A 13,825-nucleotide genomic window follows, 5' to 3' on the forward strand; every position below is an offset into this window, starting at 1 on the left:
TCCCATCCCATCGACCTGTTCGGCCGTTCGGCTTGAGTCGACGATGATGGTGCGGGCCGTCGTGCGGACTTGCGAGATCGTTCGGATTGTCGGAATCGGGTGGTGGCGATGGCCTCTCGCCGAGCGTGGGTGTAGTCTGTCAGGGGTGACGATCGGCCGCTGGTATTATCAGGCCAGGCTCATGTGATCGAGGAGCAATCGAGCGATGACCATGCCCGAGCCAGGTGCCGACGAGGCGACCGCAATCCCTGCCCTCCCGCCGACCAGGATGCGTCGTGGATTGATCCTCGCCTCGAAGATCGCGGCGATCACGCTGGTCGTGTGGCTGCTCGCGGCGTACCTGATCTTGCCGGCGATCTGGCGGCATTACGAGCATCAGCCCAAGCTGGCCAATGCCCCCAAGACGACCCTGACTTCGCAGGGAATTCCCGGGGATCCGCTGAACGTGGGGCTCATCGGCCAGGAGGCCGACGTCGTCGGGGCGATGCTGGCCGCGGGGTGGAATCCGGCGGATCCAATCACGCTCGTCAGCAGCCTGAAGATCGCCGGCAGCGTCGTGTTCAGGCGGCCCGACCCACGCGCTCCCGTGAGCAATCTCTTCCTATTCGGCCGGAAGCAGGACCTTGCCTTCGAGAAGGCGGCGGGCACCAGCGCGAGAAAGCGCCATCATGTCCGGTTCTGGAAATCGGTCGACCTCGGGACCCGGGATACGCCGCTTTTCCTCGGCTCGGCCACCTTCGACGTCAGCGTGGGCCTCAGCCACCTGACGGGCGAGGTGACCCACCACATCGCCCCCGACATCGACGCGCAGCGAGACTCCCTGCTCGCCGACCTGACCCGGGCCGGCAAGTTGGCCGAGATCTATCAGGTCACCGGCGTGGGCGCGACCCTCATCGGCCGAAACGGCGGCGGAGACCGCTATTTCACCGATGGCGAGTTGTCGATCGGGGCCCTCGGCGAGGGCCGAGGCGGTGACGGGAAACCGACAATCCTCCCCAATCCGACCGTGGTCGACCTCAAGAACCAACTCTGGGACGCGATCACGCCGCTGCTCAGCACGCCCGAGCCTTGAGACGCCGTGGTTGAGGCATCGACAGGGCTCAGATCGCAGTCTACGATGTTTAACAGGTGCGTGGTGGAACCGGCTCGATGACGCGTCGACCGGGACCGCGATCGGACCCTCTCCCTCCTGCGAGGCCTGGCTCGGCATGAATCTCATCAGGATCGGTCATCCCGCCGCCGGGGCATTCGCCCTGCTGCTGGCCCTGGGGGCGACGTCGGTCGCCGGCGGTGACAAGACGCCGGAGCGGCCCGATTTCACGAGCGAAGTGGCTCCGATCTTCAAAACGTGCCTGCATTGCCACGGCGCGACCGACCCCAAGGGCGAGCTCTCGCTGTCGACCGTCGCGCACCTCATCGAGGGCGAGTACGTCGTCCCGGGCAATCCGGCCGAGAGCCCGCTGATCGAGGCCATCTCGCCGGGCCCCGACGGCAAGCGTCCGAAGATGCCCAAAGGGGAAGATGCACTCTCGGCCGCACAGGTCGAGACGCTCAGGAAATGGGTCGCCTCGGGGGCCGAATGGCCCCAAGGGCTCGTCCTGGAAGAACGCAAGAAGGCCGATCGCAGTTGGTGGTCGCTCCGACCGCTCGTCGACGCCCAGCCCAGGACCGAGGCCGAGCTGCGAGCCCTGACGACCCGCGCATTTCCCCATGGCTGGGGTGAGAACCCGATCGACCGGTTCCTGCTGGCGAAGCTCGACGAGGCAGGGCTGGAGCCCTCGCCGCCGGCCGACAAGGCGACGCTGATCCGCCGGCTCACGTTCGACCTGACCGGCTTGCCGCCGACCCCGGGTGAAGTCCGGGACTTCCTCGACGATCGGGCCGCCGATGCCTATGAACGGCTGGTCGACCGACTCCTGGCCAGCCCGGCTTACGGCGAACACTGGGGACGACACTGGCTGGACGTGATCCGGTTCGGCGAGAGCACCGGGTTCGAACGGAACGTCATCCTCGACACCGTCTGGCCGTTCCGCGACTACATCATCAAGTCATTCAATGACGACAAACCGTTCGACCGACTGACTCTGGAGCACCTGGCCGGCGACATGCTGGCTCCAGGCGACCCGGCCGTCGCGGTGGGCACCACGTTCCTCGTCTGCGGCCCGTATGACAACGTGGGCAACCAGGACCTGGTGCAGCAGGCGCAGATCAGGGCCGACACGCTCGACGACATGATCCGGACGACCTCAGAAGCCTTCCTGGGCCTGACCGTGGGCTGCGCCCGGTGCCACGACCACAAGTTCGACCCCATCGCCCAGGCCGACTATTACCGGCTTTACGCCACCTTCGCGGGCGTCTACCACGGCAGCCGCCCCCTGGCCAGCGCCGAGCAGCAGAAGGAGCGGCGCGACCGGCTCAGGCCGCTGGAAGAGAGGCGCGACCGACTGGTCAAAGAGACTGCCGAAGTTCGTGCGGCCATCGATCGCCGGGGCGAGGCGAAGGCCGCGACGTACGAGGCGGCCTGGACCCGCCCCAAGTCCCTGCGTGCCGGGACCGAGGAGCGATTCGCCCCGGTCGAGGCCCGCTACGTGCGGCTCGTCGTCGAGGGGCTCGACGTCGACCCGCGGCGGCGAACCGGATGCCAGATCGAGGAGTTCGAGGTCTGGACGGCCGGCGAGTCGCCCAGGAACGTCGCTCTGGTAACGGCCGGGGGGAAGGCCGAGGGATCGAGCCGGGTCGCGGGAGACTTCAATGGCGCCTATTCCGCCGACAACGTCAACGACGGCCGATATGGCGATCGATGGATCGCGGCGACCCCCGAGCTGAACATCACGCTGGGCTCGCCAGAGCGTATCGACCGCGTGAACTTCAGCAGCGATCGGGCAGGAGCATCCGACGCCGTCTTCGTGAGCGACTATCGGATCGAGGTCTCGACGGACGGTAAGACCTGGGCCGTCGCGGCCGACTCCCACGACCGCAAGCCGGTGAACGAGGGGCATCGCCGGGCCCGGATCTTCGACCGGGAGATCACGCCCGAGGAGCAACAGCGGCTGGATGAGCTGGCTTCCCAACTCGCCGAGACGAACGGGAAGATCGCGGCCCTGCCCGGCTTCCCGGTCTGGTGGGTTGGCGTTTTCGACCAGTACCGGGACCCCGTCTTCCTGTTCAAGGGGGGCGACCCGCAGAAGAAGGGGCAGGCTGTCGTCGCGTCGAGCCTGTCGATGCTCGCCGATTCGACGCGGTCGTATGAGCTTCCGGCCGATGCACCCGAGGGGGAGCGCAGGCTTGCGCTGGCACGCTGGCTGGTGGCCGCCGACAACCCCCTGACGCCGCGCGTGCTGGTCAACCGGATCTGGCAAAACCACTTCGGCAAAGGGCTGGTCGAGACCCCCAGCGACTACGGCATGATGGGGGTCGCGCCCAGCCATCCCGAACTGCTCGACTGGCTTGCCCGGCAACTCGTGGCCGACGGCTGGAAGATGAAGCCGATGCATCGGCGAATCGTCACTTCACGGGCCTATCGCCAGTCGGGCACGTTCCGCGAGGGGCCCGCCCGCAAGGACGGCAGCGACCGCCTCCTCTGGAGATTCCCGCCCCGTCGGCTCTCTGCCGAGGAGTTGCGCGACACGCTCCTTGAGCTTGCCGGCAAGCTCGATCGGGGTCGCGGCGGTCCCGGGTTCCGGCTCTACCGCTACCTGGAAGACAACGTGGCGACGTATGTTCCGCTGGATGAACCCGGTCCTGAGACGTATCGCCGGGCTGTGTATCACCAGAATGGTCGGGCCGCTCGGGTGGACCTTCTGAGCGACTTCGACTGCCCGGACAACGCGTTTTCGTCCCCGGCGAGGGCCGCCACCACCAGTCCGCTCCAGGCCCTGACCATGCTGAACCACAAGTTCACCCTGGACATGGCCGGAGCCTTCGCCGATCGCCTGGGGCGGCAGGCCGACCCCGATCGCCAGGTGAGGGACGCTTACCTCATCGCCTACGGACGTCCCCCCGGCGACGCGGAACTCTCGTCCGCGGCGGCCTTCGTCGGCGAACATGGGCTGCGGGCGTTCGCGCGGGCGGTCCTGAACTCGAACGAGCTGCTTTTCGTCCGATGATTCACATTCTTCCTCGAGCCTGGACATGAGCATGAATGCGTTTCAGCGGGCGATCTCCCGGCGGGCCTTCCTGGGCGACGTGACCTCGGGCCTCGCCGGCGTCGGCCTGGCCCAGTTACTCGCCCGGGACGCGAGTGCCGACGACCGGCCCGGCTGGATGCCCGGGCTGGGGCAGACCCACTTCGCCCCCAAGGCGAGCCGGGTTTTGCAAATCTTCTGCCCGGGGGCGGCCTCCCACATCGACCTCTGGGAGCACAAGCCCGAGCTGGAGAAGCGCGACGGCCAGCCGATGCCGGGCGGGGAGAAGCTGGTCTCCTTCCAGGGCAAGAACGGCAACCTGATGCGACCCCCCTGGGCGTTCGTCCCCTCGGGCGCGTCGGGCAAGCGGATCACGTCGATGCTACCGCACCTGTCCGGGCACGTCGACGACATCGCATTCTTGCATGGGATGACGTCCAAGACGAACACGCACGGGCCGGGATGCGTGTTCATGAACACGGGCCACTCGACCGAGGGGTTCCCCGCCGCGGGCGCCTGGACGAGCTATGCGCTCGGGAGCCTCAACGAGAACCTGCCCGCTTATGTGGCCATCCCCGACGTGCGCGGCGAGGCCCCGAACGGAAAGGCCAACTGGAGCAACGGCTTCCTGCCCGCCCAGCACCAGGGGGTCATGCTCTCGGCCGACCGGCCGATCCGCAATCTGGCCTCGCCGGTCGCGGTGAAGGCCGGCGAGGAACGCGCCACGCGCGACTTCCTCGCCTCGCTCAACGAGCGCGATGCCGGGCTGCACCCCGGCGATTCCGAGCTTCAGGCGCGGATCGCGGCCTATGAGCTGGCGGCCCGGATGCAACTCTCGGCGCCCGAGGTCTCGGACCTCGCCTCCGAGCCCCAGTCGATCCACGACCTCTACGGGACCGGCGACCCCAATCCGCTCAAGGCGTCGTACGCCCGCAATTGCCTGCTCGCCAGGCGGCTCATCGAGCGAGGCGTGAGGTATGTCAACCTCTACTGCGCATCGAGGGCCTCGGGCGTCGACGGATTGTTGAACTGGGACGCCCACAAGACTCTGAAGGCCGATTACGAGCGGCATTGCCCCGTCTTCGACCAACCGACGGCCGCCTTGATGACCGACCTGAAGCAGCGCGGCCTGCTCGACGAGACGCTGGTTCTCTGGACCACCGAATTCGGCCGGATGCCCACCTGCCAGGAGGGGACCACCGGCCGCGACCACAATCCCGATGGCTTCACCTGCTGGATGGCCGGGGCCGGGGTCAAGGGGGGGATGAGCCACGGGGCGACCGATGAATTCGGCCGACGGGCCGTGGAGTCGCCCACCACGGTCTGGGACTTCTACGCCACCGTGCTGCATCTGCTCGGATTCGAACACACCAAGCTGACCACCTATTATAACGGACTGGATCGCCGGCTCACCGACGTCCACGGCCGGGTCATCCGCGAGATCTTGGCCTGACGCGTTCGGGGTCAGGCCGAGATCAGGGCGAGCAGCGCGTCGTAGTCGACCGGCTTGACGAGATGGTGGTCGAAGCCGGCGAGCTTGGACTTGCGGCGATCATCCTGCTGGCCGTAGCCCGAGACGGCGATGAAGGTGGAGTCCTTGCACCCATCCTGGAGGCGGATTCGCCGGGCGACCTCGTAGCCGTCGAGCCCGGGCAGGCCGATGTCGAGCAGGACGAACTCGGGCATGAAAACCTCGGCGATGTCCACCGCCGATGGCCCGTCATGGGCGAGCTTCACCTTGTAGTCGAGCAGGGAGAGCAGCCTGCCAAGGCTGCGCGCCGAGTCGACATTGTCGTCGACGACCAGCACCCGGGCCGATCCGCCGTTGAACTTGGCAGGTCCCTCGTCGTTGGCCCGGGTGGCGGCCGGGGCCTGGGTTGCGGGGAGCCTGAACGTGAACTCGCTCCCCTTCTCCAGCCCGTCGCTGACGACCGAGATGGAGCCCCGGTGCATCTCGGCCAGCGCACGGACCAGCGTAAGACCGATACCCAAGCCCCCCTCGGCCCTGTCCAGCGACCGGTCGACCTGGGTGAACAGGTCGAAGACCTTGGGCAGCATCTCGGCGGAGATCCCCACGCCGTTATCGCGGACCGAGACGACGATCTCGGATCCTTCCAGCGAGGCGTCGAGGCTGATCCGACCGCCGGACTTCGTGTACTTGGCGGCGTTCGTCAGCAGGTTGACCACCACCTGTTCCAGGCGCGTGGGATCGCCGTGGACGGTCAGCCGGTCGGTCGAAATCGAGACTTCCAGGGTATGCTTCCGGTCTTCGATGAGCGGGCGGACGGTCTCGACGGCGTGGGCTAAAATCGGGGCGAGGTCGACGTATTCAGGCCGGATCTGGATCTTTCCGCGGCTGACTCGCGAGACATCCAGGAGGTCATCGATCAGGCGGCTGAACGTCTTGACCTGCCGTGCGATGACCTCATCTGCGAAAGCCCGGTCGACGGGCTCGCCCGAGCGGATGGCCAGCGAGACGGCGTTGCCGATGGATGCGAGCGGGTTTCTGAGCTCGTGGGCGAGCATGGCCAGGAATTCGTCCTTGCGGCGGTCCTTGTCGCGCAACTCCTGGTAGAGGCTGGCGTTCTCGATTGCGATGGCACCCATCCGGGCGAGCTGGAGAAGAATGGCCTCGTCGTCGTCGCCGAATTCTCCGTCGAGCTTCTGTGCGAGTCGGATTTGTCCCAGACTACGCCCCCCGCGGCCGACGATCGGGGCGCTGAGCCAGCCGTCGGGAGGTGACTCGTCGTCCGATGTAGGATTGGCGGACCCTCGATCCGGCGATCCCTGGGCTTCTTCCCTCTTCTCGGTCGTCGCGGGCCGGTCAGCTCGATGGGTGACGCTGGTGGCCCGTTCGTCGGCCTCGAGGCTGGTGATGGCGTACTCGGCGCCGATGAGCGAGCGACCTTCCTCGGCGATGACGCGGAGAACCGAGTCGATATCGCTGGCCACGTGGATACGGGCGGCAATCTCCGCCAGATTCCTGAGCTGCTCCGACGTCCGACGTTCCTTGAAGAGCGCCCGCTCGCGGTCTTGCTCGAATCGCACCCGATCGGTGGCGTCTTGAGCCATGACGAAGAAGCCGCGAACTTCCCCGGCGATGATGTAGGGCGTGTATGTGGAGTCGAGCTGGCGCGTTCCGAGCCGCTGATGTCGGATCTCGCCCTCGTGCTTCGACATCATCCCCGCCAGGGCTTGCTCCATCGCGTCCCGCCTGGATTCGAAGGCGGCGTTCCCGAAGACCTCGCCGATGTGCCGGCCCGAGATCTCCTCGGCCGGGATGCCGACCCATTCCTCATAGGCACGGTTGATGAACCGGTAGCGGAACTCGGTGTCGACGAAGCTCACCAGGGCGGGGAGCGTGTCCGAGACGGTCGAGAGCCAGGCCCGGCTCTCGCGCAGGGCACTCTCGGCCTCCTTCTGCGAGGTGACGTCGACGATCGCCACCGGGAGGCTCACGACCCTGCCCGAGGCGTCTCGGTGGGTCGTCCCCCGGGCGATGACCCACCGCGGCGGGCCGTCGGGCTGGGGGATGCGATATTCGGACTCGAAACTCCCCCCGGTCTCGATCGCGGCCTTGATATCCAGGAGGACATGCTCGCGGTCGTCGGGGTGGACGGCCTTGATGTAGGCCTCCAGGCGACCGCCCGCGGCGTCCTCCGCGGAGACTCCGAAGACCTTGGCCAGCCGGCCATCGGCCACCACCCGGTTCGTGAGGATGTCGTACGTCCAGGTCGAGACCGAGCCGGCGGAGAGGGCCGATTCGAGCCTCAGGCGTGCCTCCCTCAGGTCGGCCTCGGCGCGAGCCCTCGCGATGGCGATCGCCGCGGTCTGGGTCGTGACCTCGGCGAGCTTCAAGTCCTCGGGGCCGGGAACGCGCGGGTGGTCGTGATACATCGCGAGGGTGCCCAGCACCTCGCCGTTGCTCGACAGGATCGGCTGGGACCAGCAGGAACGCAGCCCGTGGAGGAGCGCCAGCTCCGCAAACTCGGCCCAGTTCGGGTCGTTGGCAATGTCCGAGAGGTGGATCGGTTCGCTGGGGAGGGCTGACGCGAACGAGGTGCCGATCGGAGACTGGACGGTGATCCCGTCCAGGGCCTTTTTGTAAACATCCGGAAGACTCGCCGCCGCGCCATGGCATAGATTCAGGCCGTCCCGATCCAGGACCAAGATCGAGGCGATCATCCCCGAGCCGGATTGCTCCTCAGCGAGCCGGCAGAGTGTCTCGAGCACCTCGGTCAAATCTGCCCCTCGAGCGAGCAGCTCGAGCGTATGTTTCTGACCAGCGAGCATCGCCTCATCGCGCTGGCGGTCTGTGATGTCCCGCGTGGTCCCGGTGACCGCGACGACCTGGTCATCGGGGCCTAACACGGGGACGAAGATGTAATCATAGATGCGCCGGCCGTGCGTCCCTGAGAAAGGGACGATCCCGCGGATCGGTGCCCGGGTCGCCACCACCGTGTCGATCTCTCGCTCGTGCATTGTGGCGTGCCATTCCGGGTAGCCAAGCTCCTTAAAGCTTTTGCCGATGACCTCGCCCTTGCCGAACATCTGCGCGAGCGCCTGGTTCGCGTAGGTGAAGCGGTGGTCAAGCCCGAAGACATAGACGAAGTCGGGCGTGTTAGAGAGGATTGCGTCGAAGAGCCTTGCCTGCGACTCGACCCGTCTGGCGAGCCCCAATCGAAGCTCTTCCTCCTCCATGCGTCTGGAAATGTCGCGGAAGACCAGGACCAGGCCCGAAACCTCTCCCATCTCGCTTTGAATCGGTGAGCCGCCCTGTTCAATCGGCCGACGCGTGCCATCACTGGAAACCAGGATCGAGTGTTGGAAACCGCCGGGGGCGAGGCCGCCCAACTCCATCTCGGCTGGGTCCGTGTCGAGAAAGTGAGGCGGCCCCCCCTCGACCCGGAAAATTTCGCCCAAGGGCCGCCCGATCGCCTCCCCGGCCGTCACACCACAGAGCGTCTCGGCCACTCGATTGATCAACGAGACCCGGCCGGCGGCATCAACCGAGATGACCGCCTCGCCGAGGCTCGCGAGCGTCACGTGCAAGTCACGCCTCGACGCCTCGACCTCCGCGCGATCGGCTCGCAGTCGGATTTCTGACGAGACCACCTCGGCCAACTCGACCAGGGTCTCGACGTCCTGGTCGGCCCAGGTCCGGGGCTTACCGTCGATGACGCAGAGCGCACCTAATACATGTCCGCCAACGCGGATCGGTGCGCCAAGATAGGCGATGACGCCCAGGTCGCCGATCGCAAGATTGGTCGCAACCAGCGGATGGGGCCGAGCGTCTTCGATGACGAGCGGCTCGCCCGACTCGACGATATGCCGGCAGAACGAGTGTGAGAGCGGGGTTTCGCGGCGCGAGGCCCAGGGCTGGGGAAGGCCGACGCAGCTCTTGAAGAATTGCCGGTCGGCATCCACGAGAGACACTAGGGCGACGGGTGCATTGAGGAATTTCGAGGCCAGCCGGGTGAGCCGGTCGAACGACTCCTCAGACTCGGAATCGAGGAGCCCTGTGCGAAGGAGGGTCGCCAGCCGTTCGGGAGAGAGAAGGGGGGAGTCCAAGGATGTCGCCCTCCCGGGCGATCGGTTGCGAGGGGCGATTGCGTGCGTTCCGGCGCTGCATTCGGCCGGCCTCGACGGCCGATCGTCGCGTTTAAAGCGACCTGGACCCGAGTCAAAGTGAGCGGGGCGTCTTCGCCAGTTCGGGGAGACACTATTTTGAACCTCCGAGGTCACTGTTTCAAGTCAAACTCCGCGGCGTCAGAGATTGCGGTTCGTCTCTGGAGACGATCGAAAGGTCAGGGTTTGCGGGCGTTGAGGAGAGTGTAAGGCGTGAGAAGATTCGAGGAGGAATAAACTCGGTTAGAAGCAGATGCCGGAGGTGCAAACCAATCGGTTCAACTTCCTGTCAAGCGTTCGGGCTTCTCGAAACTCGAGGTCGGCTCTCGCGTTCGAATTGGGCTGGATCAATTGGCGAAATCGGCCCATCCTCTCGGATCGCGCGGGTCGCGTTCATCCGGGCAATCCGCCTCGGGATTTCGCGAGGAACTCTCGGGCAATCAAGCAGGCTTGACTTGCGGGTCGAGATTTGATCTTAGCCCGATGGCCAGGACTCTCGTCCGGCCTTTCCGACCTTCGCGTGCAACCCGGGAAGGAGCCCGTGCATCCATGGAAGAGCCAGGCATCGACGAGACGCCTCAGCCGAGGCGTTTCAGGCGCATCCTCAGGTTGATTGCGGGCCTCGCAATCCTCTTCGTCCTCGTGCTCGCGTCGATGCCGACCGTGCTCAGTACCTCCCCCGCGCGACGCCTGCTGGTGCAGGTCGTCAATAAAAAGTTCAGTCCAGGGCGGATCGAACTTGGCGCGATGTCACTCTCATGGACAGGCTCGCTGACCCTGGACGATGTCGTCCTGGTCGACCCCAGCGGCAAGAAAGTCATCAAGGCCAAGTCGATCCAGACCGACCGGGGCATCCTCGGACTGCTCGCCTCGCGGCCCAACTACGGGACGATTCGAGTCGATGGGGCCAGCGTGGATGTCGAGCGTCACGCCGACGGCTCGATTGATGCAATCGACGCACTCGGCGGTTTGATGAACGCCGGCGGCGACTCTCAGGGCGATCCAAGTCTCGCCCTGTCGGTGGTCGTGAAGGGGGGGCGTGTACGCATCGCCAGCCCCGAGCTTGCCGAGCCGATCTCCGCCGTCGCCTTCGACGCCTCCGCGACGATCGTCCCGGGTAAGCCGCTCGACGCCGTCATGACAATCGCCGAGGCGGGGCGTTCCCTGGAGCTACGTGCCGGATATGAGCTGTACCCCGCGAAGGGGACCTCGGCCGATCAGACGCTCTTGCTGACGGGCAAAGACTGGCCGATCGCCGTGCGTGAGGCGGGCATCACGGCCAAAGGGAACCTCGTCGGCACGGTCGGGGCCGATCGCAGGAAAGGGCTCTGGTCGGCCCGAGGCAACGCAACGCTTCGCAAAGTCGTCGCCGACGGACCAGTCCTGGCCGGTGACAGGCTCACTCTCGAGAGCGTCGAGGCCGGCTGCGACCTGATGCAGACCCCCACCGGTTGGTCGATCCGCATGCTTGACCTGAAGTGCCCGATCGGCGAACTGACGGCGAGCGGCACCGTCCCTGCATCTGCGACGACGCCCACCTTGCTCGAAGGGCACGTTGACCTGGCCGCGGCTTCGAAGCTCCTGCCTTTGACACTCCACCTCCGCGATGGGATCGTGATCGACCGTGGCCAGGCCCGAATCGAGGCCCGCCTGACCTCGCAGGGCGGCGCCGACCGACTTGCCGTCTCGGCCAATATTGCCGATCTGGCCGCGACCGAGCGAGGCCGCCCGATTGTCTTCCACAACCCCGCATCGCTGTCCGCGGCCCTGGTACGCACCAAGGGAGTGTTGGCCGTCGAGACCTTCGTCCTGAAAGCAGCGGGGGTCGACGCCACCGTAACGGGCGACCTCGAGCGAGGCTTGAAGCTCTCGGGCACCATTGACCTCGCCGTGGTGCAGGCCCAGTTACGCGACCTGATCGACCTGGGGACGCTCGACCTCGCCGGCAAGGGGAGGGTGGCCGCAGACTATCGCCGCGACGGCGAGACATTCAAGGCGCGGTTCGCGGCCGAACTCTCGGGGCTCAAAGCCACGGGAGTTGCCCCACAGCCGATCGTCCACGACCACGTCCGCCTTGAAGGAACCGCCGACGGCCCTCGGGGTGAGAATGGGCTGCCGACCGGCTGGCACGCGGCCCGGCTGGGTATCCACGCAGGTGAGACGACGGCCAACCTGCACGCCAAGATGGCCGGCGAGGTGACGTCGATCATTCTCGACGGCTCAACCTCGATCACCTCTCCCACCCCGGCGCGAGCCGGGGGCAAGGTCTCGGTCCGCTGGTTTAACCGGGTTTATGACATCGACGAGCTTCAACTGTCGGCGATTCCCACCGATCCGAAGGCCGTGGCGGGCTCGATTTCCTTCGCCGCGAAGGGTCGGCTCGACCTGACCACGGGCGACCTGAGTCTTGTACCGATCGGGGTCCAGCCTGCCGTGGGAATCGGCCTGGCCGCCGAAGGGCTCAAGCTCGGCGGCCTCGGCAAGTCCGACGCCCCGATGACGCTCGACGCCGCACTGGTCGGCGAGCTGGCGGCCCTCGACCAGTTCCTTTCCGCATGGATGCAGTCCCCCCCGCGCGGCCTGGGCGGCGGCTGGTCCGGGCGAATTGCGGTGGCCCGCAGGACCGACGGCGTCCTCGACTTCAGCGGTCGGATGGCCGCGGCGAATCTCGTGATGACCACCGCTCGGGGACCGGTCGCCGTCGCGTTGAAGGGGACGTACGCGACCGCCACCGATGCCCTGGACCTGGCGAGCCTCGACCTGGCCACCGCCTTCGGCCGGATCGTCGTCGGCGGCAAGGTTGCCGAGGCCACCACGAAGCGGATCGCCGACATCTCGGGCACCCTGGAACCGCGCTGGGAGACGCTCGATTCGTTCGTCGCCTCGGCCGTCGAGCCGCATGCCCAGGTCCGAGCGACCTTCAAGCCGTTCCACATCAAGGGATCGCTTGCCGGTGCGTCGGCGTCTCAGGTCCTGAAAGGTCTCGAGGGTGAGCTATCGCTCGACCTCACCTCGGCCGAGGCTTTCGGCATGAAGGTTGGCCCAACCCCGATCGTCCTCCGGCTGGCCGCGGGCAAGGCCGCCTTCGACCCGATCTCAACGACCGTCAACGAAGGTCCGGCCGCGATCGACGCCGACCTCTACCTGGACGACCCCGAAGGCCTCTGGCTCAGGCTGGCCAAGGGGACCAAGATCGACGGCGCGGTGATTAATGAGACTGTCTCCAACGACGTCCTCTCCTACATCGCACCGGTGCTGAGCAAGGCCAGCAAGGTTACGGGCAAAGTCTCGCTGACGATTGAGGACGCCGCGATCCCCATGATCGGCGAGGGCGCACTTCGCGTGGACGGCCAGCTTGTCTTCCAAGACGTCGTCTTCCAGCCCGGTCCATTCGGTGCCGAGATCTTCTCCCTGTCCGGCAAGGTCGTCCCCAAGATGACCCTGCACCAGCCCTTGCAGCTCCAGATTGCCGATGGCCGCGTGAGGCAGAGCGGTCTGTCCATCCCACTATCCGAGACCGCGAAGGCGAACCTCGAAGGGTCAGTCGGATTCGACAAGACCCTGTCGATGAAGGCGATGATCCCCGTCACGGCCCAGATGATGGGCGGAGACGCGACCGTCAAGCAGATCGTCGGCGACACCCAGATCACGGTGCCCATCGGCGGCACGATCTCGCGTCCGACCATCGACCGGGCGGGCTTCCGCCTCGCCGTGAAGGACGCCGCCAGGTCGATGGTCAAGCGAGGGGTCAAGGCCCAGGCCGGCCGCCTGCTAGACCAGGTCATCCCCCCCGCCGCAGCTGCCGGCGACGCCACGACGAATTCCTCCCGCGGGGCCCGCGGGCAGGATGCGTTCAAGTTGCTCGAAGGCGTGGGTCGGGAACTCTTGCAGCCCAAGCCTCGCTGATCCTGGATATCGATCCAATCGGACGCGGCCCTCGCTGACAACAGCGAGGGCCGCGTCGCGCGCGACCGACGCATTCAAGGAATCCCGCGCGAGTGGGGCTCGCCCGGCGTCGAGAGATTCCAATCGCCCCGTTGCCTGGTCGATTCGAAAGCCTTGATATTCTTCTA

At 66.4% G+C, this 13,825-nt stretch carries 5 protein-coding genes; 4 read left to right on the top strand and 1 reads right to left on the bottom strand.

The window, feature by feature from the left end:
- Positions 1-205: 205 nt before the first annotated feature.
- The 3 genes from EP7_RS04335 (at position 206) to EP7_RS04345 (ending at position 5,577) form a co-directional block, all read left to right on the top strand.
- Positions 206-1,072: an LssY C-terminal domain-containing protein gene (locus EP7_RS04335; protein WP_463526365.1), complete on the top strand. Its 867-nt coding sequence runs from the start codon at positions 206-208 to the stop codon at positions 1,070-1,072.
- Positions 1,073-1,208: 136 nt separating this feature from the next.
- Positions 1,209-4,106: a DUF1553 domain-containing protein gene (locus tag EP7_RS04340; RefSeq protein WP_463526366.1), complete on the top strand. Its 2,898-nt coding sequence runs from the start codon at positions 1,209-1,211 to the stop codon at positions 4,104-4,106.
- Between the two features lie 31 nt (positions 4,107-4,137).
- Complete coding sequence (locus EP7_RS04345; RefSeq protein WP_463528366.1) at positions 4,138-5,577, top strand: DUF1501 domain-containing protein; 1,440 nt, start codon at positions 4,138-4,140, stop codon at positions 5,575-5,577.
- Between the two features lie 11 nt (positions 5,578-5,588).
- Here the strand turns inward: EP7_RS04345 and EP7_RS04350 are convergent, their stop codons facing one another.
- Entirely contained in the window at positions 5,589-9,695 is a 4,107-nt protein-coding gene (locus tag EP7_RS04350) for a PAS domain-containing protein (RefSeq protein WP_463526367.1), read from the bottom strand.
- 606 nt (positions 9,696-10,301) lie between these two features.
- Between EP7_RS04350 and EP7_RS04355 the strand changes: the two genes are divergently transcribed.
- Complete coding sequence (locus tag EP7_RS04355; protein WP_463526368.1) at positions 10,302-13,658, top strand: AsmA family protein; 3,357 nt, start codon at positions 10,302-10,304, stop codon at positions 13,656-13,658.
- The last annotated feature ends 167 nt before the right edge of the window (positions 13,659-13,825 follow it).

This window comes from Isosphaeraceae bacterium EP7 (assembly GCA_038400315.1).
GTDB lineage: Bacteria > Planctomycetota > Planctomycetia > Isosphaerales > Isosphaeraceae > EP7.

Bases quoted from the DNA above. Each gene is read 5' to 3' on its own strand.
- EP7_RS04335 (WP_463526365.1), top strand. From the start codon at position 206: ATGACCATGCCCGAGCCAGGTGCCGACGAGGCGACCGCAATCCCTGCC.
- EP7_RS04340 (WP_463526366.1), top strand. From the start codon at position 1,209: ATGAATCTCATCAGGATCGGTCATCCCGCCGCCGGGGCATTCGCCCTG.
- EP7_RS04345 (WP_463528366.1), top strand. From the start codon at position 4,138: ATGAATGCGTTTCAGCGGGCGATCTCCCGGCGGGCCTTCCTGGGCGAC.
- EP7_RS04355 (WP_463526368.1), top strand. From the start codon at position 10,302: ATGGAAGAGCCAGGCATCGACGAGACGCCTCAGCCGAGGCGTTTCAGG.